Annotated in this window: 19 protein-coding genes; 7 read left to right on the plus strand and 12 right to left on the minus strand. The window is 68.4% G+C overall.

Annotated elements, in window-relative coordinates:
- Positions 1–339: 339 nt before the first annotated feature.
- The 4 genes from IPG61_07040 to IPG61_07055 form a co-directional block, all read right to left on the minus strand.
- A complete protein-coding gene (locus IPG61_07040) occupies positions 340–1443 on the minus strand; it encodes an FAD:protein FMN transferase (GenBank protein ID MBK6733835.1) in 1104 nt (367 codons plus the stop codon).
- 46 nt (positions 1444–1489) lie between these two features.
- Positions 1490–1915, minus strand: coding sequence for a thrombospondin type 3 repeat-containing protein (locus IPG61_07045; protein ID MBK6733836.1), 426 nt, complete (start codon positions 1913–1915; stop codon positions 1490–1492).
- 31 nt (positions 1916–1946) lie between these two features.
- The gene (locus tag IPG61_07050) at positions 1947–2732 is read right to left on the minus strand and encodes a hypothetical protein (GenBank protein ID MBK6733837.1); all 786 of its coding nucleotides are present in this window, start codon (positions 2730–2732) and stop codon (positions 1947–1949) included.
- Between the two features lie 85 nt (positions 2733–2817).
- The gene (locus IPG61_07055) at positions 2818–4848 is read right to left on the minus strand and encodes a DUF2723 domain-containing protein (GenBank protein MBK6733838.1); all 2031 of its coding nucleotides are present in this window, start codon (positions 4846–4848) and stop codon (positions 2818–2820) included.
- 188 nt (positions 4849–5036) lie between these two features.
- Here IPG61_07055 and IPG61_07060 point away from each other — a divergent pair, with 188 nt between their 5' ends.
- Both IPG61_07060 and sulP read left to right on the plus strand, forming a co-directional pair.
- Positions 5037–5426 carry a DUF1428 domain-containing protein gene (locus tag IPG61_07060; GenBank protein MBK6733839.1) on the plus strand — a complete coding sequence of 130 codons (390 nt, stop codon included), beginning with the start codon at positions 5037–5039 and terminating at the stop codon, positions 5424–5426.
- A 205-nt stretch (positions 5427–5631) separates the two neighbouring features.
- Positions 5632–7305 carry a sulfate permease gene (gene sulP / locus IPG61_07065; protein ID MBK6733840.1) on the plus strand — a complete coding sequence of 558 codons (1674 nt, stop codon included), beginning with the start codon at positions 5632–5634 and terminating at the stop codon, positions 7303–7305.
- Positions 7306–7372: 67 nt separating this feature from the next.
- Here the strand turns inward: sulP and IPG61_07070 are convergent, their stop codons facing one another.
- Together IPG61_07070 and IPG61_07075 are read right to left on the minus strand one after the other, a co-directional pair.
- Positions 7373–9250, minus strand: a complete 1878-nt coding sequence (locus IPG61_07070; GenBank protein MBK6733841.1) for a cation acetate symporter — start codon at positions 9248–9250, stop codon at positions 7373–7375.
- Positions 9247–9540, minus strand: a complete 294-nt coding sequence (locus IPG61_07075; protein ID MBK6733842.1) for a DUF485 domain-containing protein — start codon at positions 9538–9540, stop codon at positions 9247–9249. Before IPG61_07075 ends, IPG61_07070 begins: the two co-directional genes overlap by 4 nt.
- Before the next feature lie 169 nt (positions 9541–9709).
- Between IPG61_07075 and IPG61_07080 the strand changes: the two genes are divergently transcribed.
- From IPG61_07080 to IPG61_07095, 4 genes are all read left to right on the plus strand, one after another.
- Entirely contained in the window at positions 9710–10861 is a 1152-nt protein-coding gene (locus IPG61_07080) for a cache domain-containing protein (protein ID MBK6733843.1), read from the plus strand.
- A 130-nt stretch (positions 10862–10991) separates the two neighbouring features.
- Positions 10992–11762, plus strand: coding sequence for a hypothetical protein (locus IPG61_07085; GenBank protein ID MBK6733844.1), 771 nt, complete (start codon positions 10992–10994; stop codon positions 11760–11762).
- Positions 11763–11767: 5 nt separating this feature from the next.
- The gene (locus IPG61_07090; GenBank protein ID MBK6733845.1) at positions 11768–12511 is read left to right on the plus strand and encodes a metallophosphoesterase family protein; all 744 of its coding nucleotides are present in this window, start codon (positions 11768–11770) and stop codon (positions 12509–12511) included.
- A gap of 238 nt (positions 12512–12749) precedes the next feature.
- Complete coding sequence (locus tag IPG61_07095) at positions 12750–13205, plus strand: DUF1579 family protein (GenBank protein MBK6733846.1); 456 nt, start codon at positions 12750–12752, stop codon at positions 13203–13205.
- A 103-nt stretch (positions 13206–13308) separates the two neighbouring features.
- Here the strand turns inward: IPG61_07095 and IPG61_07100 are convergent, their stop codons facing one another.
- From IPG61_07100 to IPG61_07110, 3 genes are read right to left on the minus strand one after another with little or no spacing between them, the layout of a single operon-like run.
- A complete protein-coding gene (locus IPG61_07100) occupies positions 13309–13773 on the minus strand; it encodes a TPM domain-containing protein (protein ID MBK6733847.1) in 465 nt (154 codons plus the stop codon).
- A 2-nt stretch (positions 13774–13775) separates the two neighbouring features.
- Positions 13776–14549 (minus strand): TPM domain-containing protein, encoded by a 774-nt coding sequence (locus IPG61_07105; GenBank protein ID MBK6733848.1) that lies wholly within the window; start codon positions 14547–14549, stop codon positions 13776–13778.
- Positions 14549–15145 carry a LemA family protein gene (locus IPG61_07110; protein MBK6733849.1) on the minus strand — a complete coding sequence of 199 codons (597 nt, stop codon included), beginning with the start codon at positions 15143–15145 and terminating at the stop codon, positions 14549–14551. Before IPG61_07110 ends, IPG61_07105 begins: the two co-directional genes overlap by 1 nt.
- Positions 15146–15410: 265 nt before the next feature.
- Between IPG61_07110 and IPG61_07115 the strand changes: the two genes are divergently transcribed.
- Complete coding sequence (locus IPG61_07115; protein ID MBK6733850.1) at positions 15411–15977, plus strand: hypothetical protein; 567 nt, start codon at positions 15411–15413, stop codon at positions 15975–15977.
- A gap of 84 nt (positions 15978–16061) precedes the next feature.
- Here IPG61_07115 and IPG61_07120 read toward each other — a convergent pair whose 3' ends face one another.
- The 3 genes from IPG61_07120 to IPG61_07130 all read right to left on the minus strand — a co-directional run bounded on the left by IPG61_07120 (position 16062) and on the right by IPG61_07130 (position 19072).
- Positions 16062–17852, minus strand: a complete 1791-nt coding sequence (locus IPG61_07120; protein ID MBK6733851.1) for a hypothetical protein — start codon at positions 17850–17852, stop codon at positions 16062–16064.
- Between the two features lie 102 nt (positions 17853–17954).
- The gene (locus IPG61_07125) at positions 17955–18410 is read right to left on the minus strand and encodes an Rrf2 family transcriptional regulator (protein MBK6733852.1); all 456 of its coding nucleotides are present in this window, start codon (positions 18408–18410) and stop codon (positions 17955–17957) included.
- Positions 18411–18415: 5 nt separating this feature from the next.
- Positions 18416–19072, minus strand: coding sequence for a hypothetical protein (locus IPG61_07130; GenBank protein MBK6733853.1), 657 nt, complete (start codon positions 19070–19072; stop codon positions 18416–18418).
- Between the last annotated feature and the right edge of the window lie 13 nt (positions 19073–19085).

Raw genomic sequence — 19085 nt, forward strand, 5'->3', positions numbered from 1 at the left:
GCGCCATCGGACCCGCGTCCACGCGACCGTTGGGTTGTCCCGAAGCGCCAGATGCATGCCGCCTCCATCCCGGTATCCGCTGCGCGCCCACTGGCGCCGCGCCCATATATCGGATGCTTTTTGCCTTCTATTGAGCTTTCGTTCAGGCGCCCCGCACGGGCCCACGGCTGCCCCATCGCGGCGTCCTGTGGCCCATGCCACCCCAAGAGACTCAATCACAACATGTTACGAATCAGGCCAGACACACTCTGCAATGAGCGTGCCGAGGCCAGCCGGCCCGAAAGCCTGCTGCACGGCGCGCTGGGCGGATGAAGGAGCGGAATTCCGGGAACAGCCCGGTCAGAAGGAACGGAGGATGAGGCTGTCGGCAAACGCGGGCGCCACCGTCACCAGCGGCAGCAGCGACGACTCGACCCACAGCGTGTCGCGGTCGCCGGGCACCGGCTCGAGCAGCACGGCGGCGATGTCTTCGCGGGCGGCGGCCACGCGGCGGGCCTCCACGGGGCCGAGCACGAAGAGCGCGGTCGACCAGGCGTCGGCCGTCGCGGCCTGCGTCGCCACGACCGTCGCCGACGACAATCCGTGCGCGGGCCAGCCCGTGCGCGGGTCGAGGATGTGACCGAAGCGGCGACCGCCCTCGCTCACGAACTGCACGTAGTCGCCGGAGGTGGAAACGCAGCGATCGCGCAGCCGGATGGTCGCCAGGTAGGGGCCGCGGTCGCGCGGGTCGCGGATGCCGATCACCCAGCCCTCCTGGCCGGGCGCGCGGCCGGGCGCGGTGCCGATCGCCGCCATGTTGCCCGTCAGGTCGACCAGCGCGTCGGTGACGCCCGCGCGGTGCAGCAGCGCCGCCACGCGGTCGACACCGTAGCCCTTGGCGATGCCGCCGAGGTCGATGCGCATGCCCGGGTCAGGCAGCCCGAGACGACCACTCGCGGACTCGAACGACACACGGTTCCAGCCGACCAGGCCGCGCGCGGCAGCGAGCGCTGCCGCTTCGGGCACATGCGGCGTGCCGCCGATGAAGCCCCACAGGCGGACGAGAGGCTCCACGGTGATGTCGAAGGCGCCGCCGCTGGCGGCCGTGACGTCACCCGCGAGCGCCAGCACCGCCGCGACTTCGGGCTCGACGACGGTGGCGCCGGCGCCGGCCGTGCTGTTGATGCGCGCCACTTCGCTGGTGGTGGTCCAGTTGGTCATCAGCGAATCGGTGTGGTGCAGGGAGAGCAGCGAGGTGCGGGCGAGGTCGGCCACGGCGGCGGAGTCGGCCGTCACCAGCGTGAGCGAGGCCCAGGCACCCATCGTGCGCGTGCGGAAGACGACGGCGCGCTCGGTTGCGGCAGCGTCGGCCTCCGCGCGCAGGAAAACGGTCGTGGCCGCCAGCGCCAGCAGGCACGCGGCGGCCACGGTGATCAGTCGGGGTCGTGAACTCAGCATCATCATGGCACCGAGACCTCCCTGTCCCGCAGCGCCCGGCATTCGGCGGCTTCTACCGGTACCAGGCCTTCAGTGCACCCCAGCGGGTGCTGGTCGTCGCCACGGTCTCGCATGCGTCGCCGACACCGTCGTTGTCCGCGTCCGCCTGGTCCATGTTTACGATGGTCGGGCAATTGTCGCAGGTGTCACCCACGCCGTCCATGTCCAGGTCGTTCTGGAACGGGTTCGACACGAACGGGCAATTGTCGAGGTTCGTCGGCAGGCCGTCCGTATCCGGGTCGCCGTCGGGATCACACATGTCGCCGATCATGTCGGCATCGCTGTCCATCTGGTCGGGGTTGTACACGCCGGGGCAGTTGTCGACGGCGTCGTCGACACCGTCGAGGTCCGCGTCGACGGCCAGGGCCGGCGCAGCGGCCAGCAGCAACAGGGCAGCCAGCGTGATCGCCCGGCTTTTCATCAGGGATGTCGCGTTCATGTCGCCTCCATTTCGGGTCCATCTGGCATGACTAGCGGAACAACGCCTTCACGGCGCCCCAACTCTGCTCTTCGCCGGCCACCGGCGACTCGTTCGACTGCGCAATCTCGCGCATGATCAGCACCGGCCGCGTGATCGGGCAGCAACCGGACGGATCATCGGCGTGGATGTCGATCCTCAGCGCGAAGCGGGCTTCGCAGCCGCTGGCGCAGTTCTGCAGCGGCTGCTGCACGGTGGCCCCGAAGATGCGCAGGCCGGGCGCGGCCTCACCGTGCGCGCGAACGATGGTGTACTCGCGCGGATTGAACTGCACCTGGTAGGCCAGATCGAAGGTCGTATCGGTGAAAGACAGGTCGAAGTAGCGGCGCCAGTCGTCGGCCGCGAAGCCCTCGTTGATCGGCGCCAGCGGACACGGCGACCCGTCGGGTGCGCGGTAGTCCGTGAAGATGTCGAAGAAGCTGTCGATCGCGAAATCGGGGCCGCCCACCGCGCTCACGTAGGTGATGTCGAAGAAGGCCTCGTCCGCCCAGCCTTCGCCGCCCGGACGCGCCACGCACGAGACGGGCAGCGGTTCACCGCCTGCACCACCGCCGCCACCGCCGCCCGAACCGGCGGACAGGGAGCGGAAGTTCAGCCCGTGGATGGTGATGACGGTACCGTGGCGCGGACCACCCAGCCGCATCTCGATGGGCGGGGTCGGGTACGGCGGCGCGGTCACGGCCGCTTCGGAGACAACATCGAAGACGGCGTCGGCCGCGAGGGCACCGCCGGCCGCCAATGCCACAACGGCAATGATGACAAGGGAGTAAAGGCGCATGGCATCCCCCTGAGGGGCTGAGGTGGCGAGAACCGGAATGTGGCTGGTCATCCCGGCGATCGATGATTGTAGCCGCAAATGGGGATCAATTTCCACCTGAATCGCGGGCCTGGGCGAGCCCGGCGGCCAGCAGCTCCGCGGCGCGGGCGGCGGCGGCATCGCCGGCGGCGTGCTCCTGCAGGCGGGCGAGGTCGGCCGCGGCGGCCTCGAGGTCACGGAAGTCGGGATGGATCAGGTGCAGGAAGCCGCTCGCATAGTGCAGGCGCGGGTCGCCCGGCGCCGCCTCGGCGCGATAACGCGCCAGCCAGCCGCGCAGCACGTCCAGACCCGGATGGTCGGCCGCGCGCACCACCGCGGCCTCCGGTTGCTGGAACAGCGTGGCGGTGGTGATGACGTAGTCGACGATGCGCTGCCGGCCGGCGATCTCGAAGCTCCACGGATCCTGCGATTGGAACCACGAGTCGAGGCGCATGGTTGCCAGCAGTTTGGCCGCGTCGCGAGCCTGCGCGACCAGCGGCGGCACTTCGCCCCGCGGATGCATCACCAGCACCAGTCCCCGCGGGACCGGCGTGTACGCGCCGGCGTAGCTGTCTTCCTTGAAATCGGTGAACGCCACGGGGCGCACGCCCGCCAGGTGCCCGAGCCAGTGGATGTTCTGCGACGCCGGCAGGCCCGAATAGCGATCGCCTTCGCCGCCCGTTGCCAGCGGCGGCAGCAGACCCGGCTCGCGCGCCCGCAGACGGCGCACATACCACGGATAGGTCAACAGCTCCTGGTCGGCCCAGGCCAGGTCCGGTCGCCGGCCGCGCACGCCCGTGGCGTAGGCCAGCCCGTTGTGCTCGAGGTCGCCGCGCACGAACAGCGCGGCGCCGTCGGGCGCGCCGGCCAGCAGGTTGTGCACGAAGTCGGCGTGGAAGGTGTTGGCGTGCTGGTCCACGGCACGCCAGTGCAGCAGCAGCGGCGCGGCCACCACCAGCGCGGCGAGAACCGGGGCCATCACCCGGGACAGGCCGCGCCGATTCGCCCGCGGCGCGCCGACCGACCCGATCGCGAATGCCGTCGCCACCGCCACGACCATCGCCGGCAGGATCTGGAACCGCTCGACGACGCCGCGCAGGTGCGCCGGCTCCAGTGCGAAGCCGACACGCGTGAAGAACAGTGCCTGCAGGCCCAGGGCGCCCACGACCACGGCCAGCAGCGGCCACCCTGAACGCCGGCGCGCCAGCACGGCCAGGCCGGCCACCGCCACCACCGCACCCACGTATCCGGACGCGCGCGGCATCGCGGACAGCCACAGCAGCACGTGATCAGGCGGCGCGGCAGCACCGCTGCCCGCCGGCTCCAGCGAGAACGTGCCGTAGTCGCGCCGCAGCATGTGATGCCACAGCCCGGGCCAGGTGCTCGTCTCGCCCCACACGGGCAGGGCCCCGTGGCGCGGGATCATCAGCAGCAGCAGCGGCAGCAGGCAGGCGATGGCCGACGCCGCTACTGCGAGCACAAGGCGTGATCCCGCACCAGGCCGGCCGCGCCGCCACCAGACGACCAAGGCAACCGCATCGACCGGCAGCGACAGGATGAACAGCGTGTGGTGGTGCGACAGACCCAGCACCGTCAGCCCCGCCAGCGCGGCCAGCGCGCGGCGATGCTCGCTTGAGGTGCGCGCAGCGAGCAGCGCCGCCAGCGCGAACCACAGTCCCGCCGCAAGCAGGCTGTTCAGCGCGAAGACCTCGGCCACCAGCGCCATCTTCCAGGCCGGCGCGCAGAAGGCCCACGCGAGCGCCGCCCCGCCCGCCGCCCACGCCGACGCCCCCAGCTTTCGCAGCGCCGCCGCCAGCAGGCCGGCCGCCGCCGCCAGGCACACCGCCGAGAAGACGGCCAACCGCAGGGCCGGCTCGCCGAACGCGAAGACCCGCACCCAGGCGCCGGCCAGCAGCGAGTACAGGGGATACCCGGGCGGATGGGCCACACCGCCGTTCCAGGCCACGGCGATCAGTTCGCCGCTGTCGCCGGCCGGCAGCGTGCGCTGCAACGTCATTACAAAGACGGCCAAAGCCGCCAGCGCGACCAGGAGCGGCGACACCGTGCGGAAACGGCTGGCTGCGTGCTTCGGATCCAAGGGCCGGGGTCACTCCGGGGTTGCGGACATGCTTCGGTCCGGGAATGCGGCTGCCGGCCATCCAACCACGCCCCCACCCACTGGGCAAGCGGTGCCTGCGATGGCGGACCCACACTATTATATAGTGAGCACCCTGTGGAGGCCGGGCGCCTCCCCGACCTTCCGTTTTCAAGGACGAAAGGACCGACATGCCCTACGTCGATGGTTTCCTCCTGCCGATTCCCCTGAAGAAGGTTGACGAATACCGCACCCTCGCGCGCAAGGCCGGCAAGGTCTGGCTCGAGCACGGCGCATTGGAATTTCGCGAGTGCATGGCCGACGACCTCGATTCGCCGATGGGCGCCATCTTCAAGAAGGCGGTCAAGCTCAAGCGCGGCGAGGTGGTCTTCTTCTCGTACATCACCTACAAGTCGCCCGCCCAGCGCGATCGCGTGAACAAGAAGGTCATGGCCGACCCGCGCCTGGAGTCCATGATGAAGGACGGGGTGATGCCCTTCGACACGTCACGCATGGCATTCGGGGGATTCAAGGCGGTGGTCGACCTCCAGGGGCGGCAACCGACGCGGAACGGCTGCTGATCGCGTGCCGGCCGGGGGCCCCGACAAAATCGGGGTCTTCCGGTTTGAGATCTTGCCAATCGATTAAGGCGCGTCATATGTTGCGCTTGCAAATCCCCGGCCCCGGCACGCCCCCACATGGCGCCCCGTCGCCCGGACACCTCACGCCCCTGCTTCCCGGAGACATGGATGCCCCCGGGCCAGGGCTGAACCCGGGACCATCGGCATGAAATGGCTTTCGCCTGACCTGACCCCCAAGCTCGTCACCACGTTTCGCGACGGCTACACCCGCCAGGACCTGACCCGCGATGTCCTGGCCGGCCTCGTGGTCGGCATCGTCGCCCTCCCGCTGAGCATCGCGTTCGGCATCGCCTCGGGCGTGCGGCCCGAGCAGGGACTGTTCACGGCCATCGTCGCCGGCTTCATCATCTCGGCGCTCGGCGGCAGCCGCGTGCAGATCGGCGGGCCGACCGGCGCCTTCGTCGTCATCGTCGCGGGCATCGTCGCCAAGTTCGGCTACCCGGGGCTGGCCGTCGCCACGATCATGGCCGGCGCACTGCTGGTGGCGATGTCGTTCGCGCGCCTGGGCAACGTCATCAAGTTCATCCCCTACCCGGTCATCATTGGGTTCACCAGCGGCATCGCGATCATCATCGCGATGGGGCAGATCGGCGACGGGCTGGGCCTGCCGGCGGGCGAGGCGCCGTCGCACTTCTGGCCGCGCTGTCTCTACTATATAAGGAGCCTGCCGCAGACGAACCTCACGGCGGCGGCGATCTGCCTCGGCTCGGTGCTCATCACGCAGCAATGGTCGCGCATCTCGCGCCGGCTGCCCGGACCGCTGGTGGCGCTCCTGCTGACGACCATCGTCGTACAGGTCTTCAACCTGCAGGTCGACACCATCGGCAGCCGCTTCGGCGACGTGCCGACCGGCCTGCCCAGGCCCTCGCTCCCGCGCTTCGATTTCTCGCAGATCGGCGCCCTGTTCTCGCCGGCGCTGTCGATCGCGCTGCTGGGCGCCATCGAGTCGCTGCTCAGCGCGATGGTGGCCGACGGCATGATCGGCGGTCGCCACCGCGCCAACGCCGAGCTGATGGGCCAGGGCATCGCCAACCTGGTGGTGCCGTTCTTCGGCGGCATCCCGGCGACCGGCGCCATCGCCCGCACCGCCACCAACGTGAAGAACGGCGGCCGCTCGCCGGTGGCCGGCATCGTGCATTCGCTGACGCTGCTGCTCATCCTGATGGTGGCCGGCAAGTGGGCCGCCTACATCCCATTGGCCACGCTGGCGGGCATCCTGCTCGTGGTGGCCTACAACATGAGCGAATGGCGCGTCTTCCGGCAGTTGCTGCGCTCGCCGCGCGGCGACGTGCTGGTGCTGCTGTCGACGTTCGTGCTCACGGTAGTCGTCGACCTCAACGTCGCGATCCAGGTGGGCATGGTGCTCTCGTCGGTGCTGCTGATGCTGCGCATGGCCGAAGTCACGCAGGTGCGCGCCGTGCGCGACGCGCTCGAGTACGAATCGGCACCCGGCGACCCGGTCGGCCCGGTCGAACTGCCGGCCGAGGTGGCCGTCTTCGAGATCAACGGCACCTTCTGCTTCGGCGCCGCCCGTTCCTTCACCGAGACGCTGCAGTCGGACCGCCGGCGTCCCCGCGTGGTCATCCTCCGCATGCGCCACGTGATGGCCATCGACGCCACGGGCCTGCACGCGCTGGAAGACGTGAAGAACCGGCTGCACCAGCAGGGCACCACGCTGCTGCTGGCCGGCGTGCACGCCCAGCCGCTGGCGGCCATGACCCGTGCCGGGGCCGTCCAGCACATCGGCCTGGACAACATGTTCTCCACGTTCAGCGATGCGGTGGCGCACGCGAAGAAGCTCCTGGAGACGCCCGCCTGATGATCGCCTGACGGCGGAAGGGGGCCTACCGCCCCCTTCCGTATCCGTCAGGACAAGGCCAGCGACCTCAGGCGGTCCGCACCGCCCTCTTCTGCGTCATCAGCGACACGACCACCAGGGCCAGGAAGCTGAGCGGGATCGAGACGATGCCTGGCTGCCCCAGCTTGTGCCACGCGTCAGCCGCCGTCAGTCCGTACGGCCCGGCGAACATCTCCGGCCCGGTCAGGATGATGCCGAGCGCCGAGACGATACCCACCGAAATCGAGGCGACAATGCCCGCAGCCGTCGTCCGCTTCCAGAACAGCAGCATGACGATGGCCGGCAGGTTGGCCGAAGCCGCCACGGCGAACGCCCACCCGACCAGGAAGCTGACGTTCACGCCGCGGAAGAGGATGCCGAGGATGATGGCGATGATGCCGACGCCGACCGCGGCGATCTTGCCCGCCTTCACCTTCTTCTCTTCCGTGAGATTCATCTGTCCGTAGCGATCCATCAGGTCGTGCGCGACCGCTCCCGAGGCCGCCACGATCAGGCCGGCCACGGTGCCCAGCACGGTCGCAAACGCGATGGCCGAGATGACCGCGAACAGGACCTTCCCGAACGACATCGCCAGTAAGGGCGCCGACATGTTGCTGTCGGCGGGATTCACCGTGCCGTTCGTGGCCGCGCCCAGGCCCATGAACAGGGTCAGCACGTAGAAGAAGCCGATCGCGGCGATGGCCACGATGGTCGACTTCCGCGCACAGGCCGGGCTGGGCACGGTGTAGTAGCGGATGAGGATGTGCGGCAGGGCTGCCGTGCCGAAGAACAGCGCCATCATCAGCGAGACGAAGTTGAGCTTGTTCCACAGGGTATCGACCTTGAACTTCACGCCCGGCTTCATCTCGTCCGTGCCGCTCACCTGCTTCGGGTAGTGCACCGTGACGCGCTTGCCCGATTCATCGGTGACCTTTGCCGAGTGCCACTGTTCGATGCGGGTGTCCGCGTGCGTGAGCGTTGCCAGGAAGCCGACCGGCGAAACGGGACCGGTTCCGCGCGCGGCCGCCTCGGCGTCGAGCCCGCCGATGGCCGTGATGCGCCCCACCGGGCGCAGCAGCCCGCCGACCACGCCGTTGACCTGGTCGCCGGCGACCCACTGCGCCTGCCAGAGGGCCCCGTCCTTGTCACGCCGCCACCAGGATGTCTCATCGCCCTGGCTGAACTTGAGGAACTCGCCGGCGGTGTGGACCAGCTGGCGGCCTTCGGCGTTCAGCTGCGCCTCGGTGGTCTGCTGCGGGATGAACAGCAGCTTGCGGCCGGCAGCGTCATTCAGGCTGGCCGGATCGGTGCCCAGGCCGCGGGTCAGCAGGTAGCCGACCATGATGGTCGAGAAGATCAGCAGCAGTCCGCCCTTGAGGAACTGCACATAGGTCGTCGAGGCCATGCCGGCCGTGGCGACGATCATGATCACAATGCTGCCGACGATGATCACGCCCGCCCAGTGCGGCAGTCCCAACAGCGGCTCCACCAGCGAACCGGCGCCGTTCATCTGCGGGATCAGGTAGCAGATCGACACGACGAGCGTGGAGATGGCAGCCGCCAGCTTGATGCCCCGGCTGTCGTACTTGGCGTCGACGGCATCGGTGAAGGTGAACTTGCCGAGGCGCTTCATCGGCTCGGCCACGACGAACAGCGCCACGACCCAGCCCGCCAGGTAGCCGATGGAGTACAGGAACCCGTCGTAGCCGAGGGTGGCGATCATGCCGCAGATGCCGAGGAACGACGCGGCCGACAGGTAGTCGCCCGCGAAGCTGATGCCGTTCACGGCCCAGTGGATCTGGCCGCCGGCGGCATAGTAGCCGGCCGCCGACTTCGCCTTGCGCGCGAAGAAGTAGCTGAGGAAGAGCACAGCCACCACGAACAGGGAGAACACCATGATGGAAAGCGGCGTCCCATGGAGGTTCATTTGCGCACCTCCCGGCGCTTTGCTGCCAGTTCGTGTTCACGCCTGGTGCACAGGTGGTTGTAGATGAGCGCCATCACCAGGGCGACGATGATCAGGCCCATGCCGTAGACGACAGCCAGGTTCAGCCCGGCCAGGACGATCTTCTGCATGACCTTGCCTGCGGTGGCGACATTGATCCAGACGAAGCCGATATAAAGGAGCGAGTAGAACAGGAACATCCACAATCCCAGGCGTGTCTTGTAGGCACTGGCGGGATCGGGTCCGGCATCCGGCGCGGGCTCGTGCAGCATGGTGGCCTCCGGTCGGAGTCTCTGGGGGATGAAACACGCGCCCCGGCTGCGGGCGGGAACACGATCGGGCGCGGAGATCCTAGCATGCTGTTTAAACATTAACAAATGTTGTCTCCAGCCCCGTTTGTGCCGTAGACTGCCCCGGCAACCCTCCGCCGGAAGAGACCGGATGAAGCGCCTCGTCCTGCGAACCGTCCTGCCCGCCCTGCTGGCGATCGCCCTGTTCACCGGGGTGGTCTTCGTCTATATCCTGCCGGCCTTCGACCGGGTCATCATGGATCAGAAACGCTTGATGATCCGTGAGTTGACCGAATCGGCCTGGAACATCCTGGCGCGCTGCGAAGCGGACGAACGGGCCGGGCGGATCACGCGCGAAGAGGCGCAGGCCGCCGCGGTGTCGCAGGTCCGCGGCCTGCACTACGGGCAGGAGAGCAAGGACTACTTCTGGATCATCGACTCCGGGCCGCGCATGATCGTCCACCCCTACCGCCCCGACCTCGAGGGCACCGACCTGCGCGAGTTCAAGGATCCGCTCGGCAAGCGTCTCTTCGTCGAGATGGCGCAGGTTGTCGAGAAGCAGGGCGCCGGCTACGTGGCCTACCGCTGGCAGTGGAAGGACGACAGCGGGCGCATCGTGCCGAAGCTCTCCTACGTGAAGGGCTTCAGTCCCTGGGGCTGGATCATCGGCACCGGCGTCTACATCGAGGATGTGGCCGCCGAACGCGCCGCCCTGACCGAGCGCATGCAGGCCGTCTCGCTGGCGATCCTGGTCGCCGTCTCGGCGCTGATGTTCGTGCTCCTGCGCGCCAGCTTCCAGGCCGAGCGCGGTCGCCAGCGGATGGCCGCCGCCCTGCACGCCTCCGAGGAGAAGCACCGCTCACTGGTCGAGTCGGCAGGCGAGTCCATCCTCATGGTGATCGAGGGTGAGGGCCTGTTCGCCAACACGAGCCTGCTGCGACTGCTCGGCTACACGGCAGCCGAGTTTCCCGGTCTGGACATCGCGAACATCATCCGGCCGACGGCGGCCGAGCGTGCCGCCGGTCGTCGCCTGTGGCAGGACGTCACGGAAGGCGCCGCGGTCCCGGCGCCCTACGAGGCCGAGCTCCAGCGCCGCGACGGCAGTACGCTGAAGGTGAGCCTGTCGCTGTCGCGCATCGTCGTGCAGGGCAAGGTCGGCTTCATGGCCGTGGCCACCCGCGCACCGCAGTACCGCGAACGCGACCTGACGACCGCCGAAACCGTCGACGACCTCGTGGCAGCCAACCACCGCTTCGCGGTCATGGCCGGCCTGATGGTGACCCCCGGCACGTCGACGGCGTAGGTCCCCCGCCTGCTCTCGACGACCGCCGACGTCGTCGTGCGCACGCGCCTCGCACTGGCCGCAACCGCCCCTCGGACCGGCGCCGGGTCCGTTCGCCTTCCTCCTGCTGGGCAGCCTCGGCCGCGCCGAGGTGAATTTCCTGGCCGACCAGGACCACGCCATCATCCACGCCGACGTTCCCGGGGCGCCGGAATATTTCCTGCAGCTTGGGCGGCGCACGGCGGAGATCCTCGCGGCGGCCGGGTATCCGCTCTGTCTCGGCGGCATCATGGCCGACCGGCCCGAGTGCTGCCGGACACCCGCGTCGTGGCGCGAGACGTTCTCCGGCTGGATCCACGCCCTGGAGCCGCACGACCTGCTGCAGACGAAGGTCTTCTTCGATTTCCGCGGCCTCGACGGCGATGACGACCTGATCCTCGGTCTTCGCGCCCACCTGCAGGCGGAGATCGCCGGCGAGCCGCGCTTCTGCCACCTGCTGGCCCACAGCATCCTGCAGTACGAACCGCCGCTCTCGGCGTTCGGCACGTTCACCGTGGAAACACTGGACGGGGTGCGCGCCACCTTCGATATCAAGGGTGTGCTCGCCCAGATCGTCGACATTGCACGCCTGCGCGCCCTGCAGCACGGCGTGGCGGAAGTGGGCACCGTGCCGCGTCTCGAGGCCCTGGCCGCGCGCGGAGCGCTCAACCCCCGGACGGCCGAGACGACCATCGAGGCCTTCCGCTTCCTGCAGGACCTGCGGTTGCGCCACCAGGCCGAGCGCCTCCTGGCCCACGCCCAGCCCGACAACCGCCTGGAGCCCACAGCCCTTCCGGCCGAGACGCAGAAGGAACTGAAGCGCGTGCTGGCGCACATCCGTGCGCTGCAGTCATCCGTGGGCCATGACTTCGCGGGAGCCTGACGCGCATGGAAGCCGCCGACACCGGTCAACTGCTGCTTCTGGGCGATGTGCACAGCCGATTCCCAGTGATCGCCGCGCAGATCGAGCACGCCTGCGTGGACCTGGGCCAGCACGTTTCACGGGTCGTCGTGGCGGGCGACCTGGGATTGTTCGCGCCCGAACTGAAGCGTCACTTCCGCAGCCAGTGCAGCCGCTTCAGCACTCCCGTCAGCTTCATCGAGGGCAATCACGAGGACTTCCGGGCCTTCGACTCCCTCGTCGATTCCTATGCCGATGTGCTGACCTACCTGCCCCGCAGCACCGTCCAGGCCGTCGACGGCCGGCGCGTCCTGTGCCTGGGCGGAGCCCGCTACATGGACTCCTGGTCCACGCCGCGCGGCTGCGAGATCACCGACCACGATATCGATGCCTGCCTGGCGCTGGAACCGGGGGCGGTCGACTTCGTCGTCAGCCATGACTGCCCCTGCGGCATCGGCGTCCCGGGCGCCGTCGGCTTCGAGCACCTGGGCCCGCCGGGTGTGCCCGGCTTCGAGCGCATTGCTGCCCGCCTCAGGCCGCCGCTGTGGTTCTTCGGCCATCACCATCGCTGGCACGAGATGGAGAAGCGCGGCACCCGGTACATCGGGCTGCCCGAGAGCTGGCGCGGCTACTGCCTCCTCGATCCGGCGGGCGGCGTGCTCCGCGTGGACCACGATGTCGCTGCCGGGCGCCAACCGGGATGGCGACGGCTGTTCGGATCACCGGCTTGAGGCCGCCCGCCCGGCCTCCACTTGCCGCCCCGGCCCGCCATCGGTAGCCTGTCCGCCAGACTCCCCCGGCGCGGCTCATCGCCCGCCCGCCCTTGCCATCACCCGGAAAGGACCCCGCCATGCGCAAGCTTACGCTGTTCGCCGTGTTCGCCCTGTCGCTTCTGGCCTTCGCCGCGCCCGCCTTCGCCCAGGAAGGCCAGATGGACCCGAAGGCCATGGAAGAGATGATGATGAGCTGATGACCCCGGGCGCGCCTCACAAGGACCTGGCGCGCATGGAAGGCAAGTGGACCGCGACCATCACCATGTACATGGAGGGTGCCCAGACGTCCGAGGGTACCTACGAGGGCGAGATGGTGCTCGGCGGCCGCTACCTCATGGGCCGCTACAAGAACACCTATATGGGCCAGCCCTACGAAGGCCTGAGCCTCGACGGCTACGACAACGGCAAGCAGCAGTACTTCAGCATGTGGCTCGACTCGATGGGCACCGGCTACTACCTCGCGCACGGCACCGCCTCGGCCGACGGCAAGGTCGTCAAGCACCAGGGCACCATGACCATGGGCCCGATGGAGATCCCCTCGCGCTCCGAGACGGTCTACGTGGACAAGGACACCGTGAAGTTCACGATGTGGCAGTCGATGGGCGGCCAGGAGAGCAAGGCGATGGAAGCGGTGTACAAGCGGGTGCACTGAGCGCAGCGCTGTAGCTCCGGAACGAAGAAGGCCGCGCCGGTTCGACCCGCGCGGCCTTCTTCCTCTTCCACTTGCGCCGGCGCAAGTCCACGCCGGCCACAACCTAGTACGAGATCTCGTCCGAGAGCTCGTTAACGTCGTCTTCACGGTGCGGGAAGTGTTCCCGCAGCCGCTCGCCGACCAGCGCGATGCCCTCGGCCAGTCCCTCCACAAAGCGATCCTCGCGGAAGTGGGCCGCCATCAGGTCGCGGATGTCGTTCCAGAACGCCTCGCCCACCCGCTCGTGCAGCTTCTCGTCGCCGAGCACGGCGAACTTCCGCGTCCGTGTGGCCAGGTAGACGAGCACGCCGTTGCGGTCGGCCGTCTCGTGCATCTTCAGGCCGGCGAAGACCTCGCGGGCGCGCAGGTAGGCATCGCCGTTCGCGGGCGCCTTTGTCGGCACATCGCGCTCGAGGTGCAGGCGGATCTCGCCGCTCGTGCGCTTCTCCGCCGCGGCAATCGCGTCGCGCAGGCGCAACTGCTCATCCGTGCTGAAGAACTTGCGGGGCACGTCATTTCGATTGGGCATGGCTACCAACCTCCGCTCGCGCCGCCGCCGCCCGAGAAGCCGCCGCCGCCGGAAAATCCGCCGCCGCCACCGCCACCACCCCAGCCGCCACCGCCGCCGCCACGTCCGCCGCCGCCGAGCATCGAACCGATGATCAGCGGCCCGAGCATGCTCGAGCGCCGCCGGCCGCCGAGGATGATCGGCAGCAGGATGAAGAGCAGGAAGAACAGCGGCAACGGGAAGCCGCGCGATCGCTTGTCGCCTTCACGCGTGGCCGCGGCGCCGCCGCCGGCCGCCAGCGGGTCGTCGGGCGCTATGGCAGCGACCACCGAGCGCACCACGAAGGCCAGGCGCCCGGCCGCCGGTTCGCGCGGCACGTCGACCATGTTGCGCAGGATGCGGCTGGCCACCACGTCGGGCAACGTCTCTTCCAGGCCGTAGCCCGTCTCGATGCGGGTCTCGCGCCGGTCCGGGAAGACGACGAACAGCACGCCGCGCTGCGTGTCGCGCTGGCCGATCCGCCAGTGCTCGTACAACCGGCTCGTGAAATCCTGCAGTTCACCGCCGTGGTCCGGCAGCACCGCCACCACGAACTGGATCTGCGTGCGTTGCTCGAAGGCGTAGAGCGCATCGGCGAACTGCTTCGCCTCTGCCGGCGTGACCAGCCCCACCGCATCCAGGAAGTGCTGCGACGGCGCCGCCGGCAGGTCCGCATCGGCACGCTGGGCCGCCGCCGGCGCCGCCGGCAAGGCCAGCAGCGCCAGCAGACCCAGCGCCAGGACGAATCGGTGCTGCACTAGAACTTCACCTGCGGCGCCTTCTCCGCACCCTCGGCCGCCTCGAAGTAGCCCTTCTTGTCGAAGCCGAACATGCCGGCCATCATCGACATCGGGAAGCGGCGGATGGTCGTGTTGTAGCCCTGCGCCAGCTCGTTGAAGCGACGGCGCTCGACCGTGATGCGATTCTCGGTGCCCTCGAGCTGCGCCTGCAGGTCAAGGAAGCCCTGGTTCGCCTTCAGGTCCGGGTACTTCTCGACAACCACCATCAGGCGACCCAGCGCCGAGCCCAGCTCAGCCTGCGCAGCCTGGAACTTCTGCATCGTCGCCGGATCGTTCATCGCCTCGGGCGTCAGTTCGGTCTGCACCTGCGTCGCCTTGGCGCGTGCGGTGACCACGGCCTCGAGCGTCTCGCGCTCGTGCTCGGCGTAGCCCTTCACCGTCTCGACCAGGTTGGGAATCAGGTCGGCGCGGCGCTGGTAGACGTTCTCGACATTGGCCCACTGCCCGTCGACGCCTTCCTGCAGCCCGATGACCTTGTTGTATTGCCCCACCAGGGGCAGGATCGTCAGCGCCAGCGCGCCGAGAATGACGATGAGCGGGATGAACTTCTTCATTGTGCCTCCGCGGAATTCCGGTTCGGGTTCAGCGCCGGCCATACCCGGCGTCGGGCGGAACTATTCACTGGACCAACCTAACCGCGGCGGCACGGGCAGGCGAGGTGAACCTTGCCCCGCCGGGCCGACCGCCGAAGATCCTTGCATTGCTGTCGGCTTTTCTGATATACTGGATGATTCTCATCGGGACAGATGCCGGCAGCGCCGTAATCGATTGTCCTGAAACACGTTGCCGACAGAACCAATCCTTGGGGATGAACACACCATGCTTCGCTTCCACGCCCTTCGCCGCGTCTCGCTGCCCGTCACCCTGCTGGCCACCGCGCTGCTGAGTGTCCCGGCCCACGCCACCATCATGGGCCCGGGCCAGATCACGGCCACGACCACGGTCCCCAGCCAGGGCGGCTTCACGATCGACCAGATCTGCGACGGCCTGCTGACCGCTCCCGGCTGGTACAACGGTTTCGCCGTCAACCCGGGCATCATCGGCACCATCCACCTGGAGCTCGCGACGGCGCAAGCGCTCGGCGACTTCGTGCTCTGGAACGACGTCAACGTCAGCGCCGAAGGCATCGCCAACTTCCGCCTCGACTTCTTCGACGCGGCGAACCTGCCGCTGGGCAGCACGCCGGTGCTGACCGGCCCGATCGGCCAGACGGCGCCGGCGATCTATCCCTTCCCCGTGGTCGAGAACGTCAAGCGCGTGGACCTGGTCGTGCTGTCGCTGAACCCGAGCCCGCGCCTGGAGATCCGCGAGGTGGCCTTCAACTGGTCCGACGTCGTGGCCACCGAGGGCAGCTCGTGGTCGCAGGTGAAGGTGCTGTTCCGGTAACACCGCAGCAGCACCTCGCCGTGGTGGACAAACGATAGGCCGCCGCCCGTACGGGCGGCGGCCTCTTTCACTCCCGACAGCGGATCACTTGAAGAGCGCGACCTTCTGCGTCGTCGCTCCGTGCCCGGCATCGGCGCGCACGAGGTACACGCCAGACTCGACACGCCGGCCGCCATCATCCGTCCCGTCCCAGACGAAGTCGTATGCACCGACACCGCGCGTGCCGACAGCCAGCGTGCGCACGAGACGCCCGCGGGCATCGTGGACGGTCACCCTCAAGTCGCCTGCGATCTCGAGTTCACAACGGATGGTCGTCCGCGGGTTGAACGGATTCGGCTGCGCAGGCAGCAGCCGCAGGCCAAGGCCGGCCCCGACAGCGGGCACACTGGTCGGCGCACCGACGAAGAGCAGGTAGTCCTCGGTCTCGCCGTCACCGAACTGGCCGTCGCCGGTCCAGTCGGGAGACACGGCCGCATCGCTGAGTGTGAAGCGGAACCACACGGGCCCATCGCTGCTCAACGCGCGGAACGATGGCAACCCGAGCAGCGAGGCCGGTCCACTGAACCCGGCCGGCACGGCCTGGTTGATGACGATCTGCTCGCCACCGACATCCCCGCTCGCGCAGGTCACTGTCTGACCCCAGTCGCCGCTGCGGTCCCAGTCGGCCAGCACATGCAGCAGCATGTCCGGTCCGCCCGAATTGTCGATGGTGATGTCGATGTCCGCACCCCAGGTCACCCGCTGGCAGGCGCCCGGCAGTGACGGCGCGCCACCCTGCTGCGGACACGCGCTCAGCGTGCCGTTCACCAGGTCGTAGGCGCGAGGCACGATCAGGCCCGCGTCGCCGTCCTGGTCGCACTCGTCGTGGTTCTGGAGGCTGAAGTTGCAGAGGTCGTGGTTGCCCTCGGCCTCGAGGTCGACCAGCGGCCCGAAGAACGCCGTGATCGGCGCGCGGTGATACACATAACCGATCGCACCACCGGCGATGCACGTCGGGAAGTGACCCACCGTGCCGTTCGGGTAGGCGAGTTCGTCCTCGGGTGCATCGCCAAGCTCGCCGGCATCGCCGCCGCCGCCGGGCAGTCCAATCGCCAGCAGGTAGTCCTCGGTCTCGCCCGTGTCGTACATGAAGCTGCCGTCCCAGTCGGGCGGCACGGGCAGGGGATCGCCGATCGTGAACCGCGCCCAGACCGGACCGTCGTTGGGCCCCACTTCCAGCGGCCCCGGCGACAACCCAGACAGGAACCCGATGTAGCCGTCCGGCACGGGCAGGTTCGCGATGGCGTGCTCGCGCACCGGCCCCGTGCCCGGACACAGTACCTGTCCGTTCCACAGGCCATCATGGTTCCAGTCGAAGAGCACGTTGATCATCGCCACGTTGCCCGAGAGGTTCGACACCATCAGGTCGATGGCTGCGCCCCACTGCACAACGGCGCACGCCGGCGCCACCGGATCGTACGGCCCGCTGCTGCACTGCTGGATGTTGTTCTGGAAGATCGTGAACGTGGACGTGTTGACCAGGCCGCCGTCGCCGTCGGCAGCGCCCCAGCACTCGTCCATCTCGTAGGGCGGCGACGGGCAGAAGCCGGCGTTGCCGTCCGGTTCGGAATCCATCGACAGACCGAACCAGGCCACGGGCGCCATGTTGGCGTGAAAGACGAAGCCGGCCGGTCCGCCGAAGCAGGTCGGGAAGCCGCCGGCAACGCCGAGCGCGGGATAGGCGGGGGCGCCTTCCGGGGCGTCGCCCCATTCGCCGGGGCCGGGGTGCTGTTGGGCGCGTGCGTCGACCTGCACGAAGACGAGGCAGAGGAGGCAGAGGATGGCAAGCGTTGAGCGAGAGTCAACCTGTTGCGGGGGCGTAGTTTGTCTGGACATGGCGACCTCCATGGGTGGAATCACCGACTATTTTGCTGTCCTTATCCGAATATAGCATGGGCGGCGGCAGCGAGGTTGTGAAATCCCCCGGCCGATGGAGCTTCAGTTGCCGATGCCGGGACCACCCAGCCCCAGGTCTTCCCGCGCCACATCGACCGTGCGCCGCTTGAGGTCGCCGACCGTCGTCGTGCACAGCAGCGTCTGGAACGAGTCCCGGATGAGCGTCCAATGGTCGTGCAGCGGGCAGGGGTTGGTGTCCCCGCATTCCGGCAGCCCGAAGATGCAGGCGGGAATGCCCGCCGGACGGTCGCCCTCGAATACACGCACGATGTCCAGCAGGGGGCGCCCGGCCGCATCCGGCAGCAGGCGTGAGCCCCCGCCCCAGCCCTTGCGTGACTCGACGATGCCGCTCTTGCGCAACTGGTTGAGGATCTTCGAGAGGTAGTTGGCAGGGATGCCGATCTCGCGCGCGATCTGCTCGTGCGGGACCAGCGACGCATCGCTCCGGGCCAGGTAGCCGAGGATCTGCAGGGCATAGCGCGTCGTCTGGTTGACCATGCCGTTCAGCAATCCCCTGCACCCGCCTCACTGCCGGAGAGCGGGCGTTCGCCACGAAGGAAGTGCCAGCCCGTCAGGAAGACGATGCCGGCCGCATACAGGCCCACCAGTACGGTGCCGGCCAGAGGATAGGACTGCGTGGTGAAGTTGGCAACCTGCTTGGTGCCGACGATCACCGGCATGAACGGCTTGATCTTCAGGGCCGCCGTCGGATCCAGGTCGTGGCCGTACCGGTAGAGCATCAGCACGAAGCGCGCGAGGAAGAACAGCGTCACATACGAGATCAGTACGCTCAAATCCACCAGGTCGCGAACACGCCCAAGCACCGCCACGCGCAACGTGAGCAACGCCAGGGCCCCGAACGCAAACGGGATCCAGCCCAGTTCGGGCACCGTGCTGCGCTCGATCCGGTGCATTCCGATGTAGTGGTTCAGGGCATTCAACTCCGTGACATCGTGGCCGTTGTTCCCGCCGCCCAGTTTATAGGCATAGATGTCCATGTGCAGGCCGCGCGGGTACTGCGGCGCCTCCATGCGGATGCGCCACAGGGGGAAAAAGAAGCTGAGCGCAAGTGGGATGACCAGCGCCACCAGCAGCCACCTTTGGCGCGCGCGCACCGGACCGGAGGCGACGGACATGAAGTTGTTCAACATCCGTTTCATGCAGACGTTCCCT

It is taken from the genome of bacterium (genome assembly GCA_016703265.1).
Classification (GTDB): Bacteria; Krumholzibacteriota; Krumholzibacteriia; order LZORAL124-64-63; family LZORAL124-64-63; genus CAINDZ01.

What these genes read in the sequence shown, in the direction of transcription:
- IPG61_07125 (MBK6733852.1), bottom strand. Translation starts at nt 18,410, where the DNA reads ATGGTCAACCAGACGACGCGCTATGCCCTGCAGATCCTCGGCTACCTG.
- sulP (MBK6733840.1), top strand. Translation starts at nt 5,632, where the DNA reads ATGAAATGGCTTTCGCCTGACCTGACCCCCAAGCTCGTCACCACGTTT.
- IPG61_07050 (MBK6733837.1), bottom strand. Translation starts at nt 2,732, where the DNA reads ATGCGCCTTTACTCCCTTGTCATCATTGCCGTTGTGGCATTGGCGGCC.
- IPG61_07090 (MBK6733845.1), top strand. Translation starts at nt 11,768, where the DNA reads ATGGAAGCCGCCGACACCGGTCAACTGCTGCTTCTGGGCGATGTGCAC.
- IPG61_07110 (MBK6733849.1), bottom strand. Translation starts at nt 15,145, where the DNA reads ATGAAGAAGTTCATCCCGCTCATCGTCATTCTCGGCGCGCTGGCGCTG.
- IPG61_07120 (MBK6733851.1), bottom strand. Translation starts at nt 17,852, where the DNA reads ATGTCCAGACAAACTACGCCCCCGCAACAGGTTGACTCTCGCTCAACG.
- IPG61_07080 (MBK6733843.1), top strand. Translation starts at nt 9,710, where the DNA reads ATGAAGCGCCTCGTCCTGCGAACCGTCCTGCCCGCCCTGCTGGCGATC.
- IPG61_07045 (MBK6733836.1), bottom strand. Translation starts at nt 1,915, where the DNA reads ATGAACGCGACATCCCTGATGAAAAGCCGGGCGATCACGCTGGCTGCC.
- IPG61_07130 (MBK6733853.1), bottom strand. Translation starts at nt 19,072, where the DNA reads ATGAAACGGATGTTGAACAACTTCATGTCCGTCGCCTCCGGTCCGGTG.
- IPG61_07060 (MBK6733839.1), top strand. Translation starts at nt 5,037, where the DNA reads ATGCCCTACGTCGATGGTTTCCTCCTGCCGATTCCCCTGAAGAAGGTT.
- IPG61_07115 (MBK6733850.1), top strand. Translation starts at nt 15,411, where the DNA reads ATGCTTCGCTTCCACGCCCTTCGCCGCGTCTCGCTGCCCGTCACCCTG.
- IPG61_07070 (MBK6733841.1), bottom strand. Translation starts at nt 9,250, where the DNA reads ATGAACCTCCATGGGACGCCGCTTTCCATCATGGTGTTCTCCCTGTTC.
- IPG61_07095 (MBK6733846.1), top strand. Translation starts at nt 12,750, where the DNA reads ATGACCCCGGGCGCGCCTCACAAGGACCTGGCGCGCATGGAAGGCAAG.
- IPG61_07040 (MBK6733835.1), bottom strand. Translation starts at nt 1,443, where the DNA reads ATGATGATGCTGAGTTCACGACCCCGACTGATCACCGTGGCCGCCGCG.
- IPG61_07100 (MBK6733847.1), bottom strand. Translation starts at nt 13,773, where the DNA reads ATGCCCAATCGAAATGACGTGCCCCGCAAGTTCTTCAGCACGGATGAG.
- IPG61_07075 (MBK6733842.1), bottom strand. Translation starts at nt 9,540, where the DNA reads ATGCTGCACGAGCCCGCGCCGGATGCCGGACCCGATCCCGCCAGTGCC.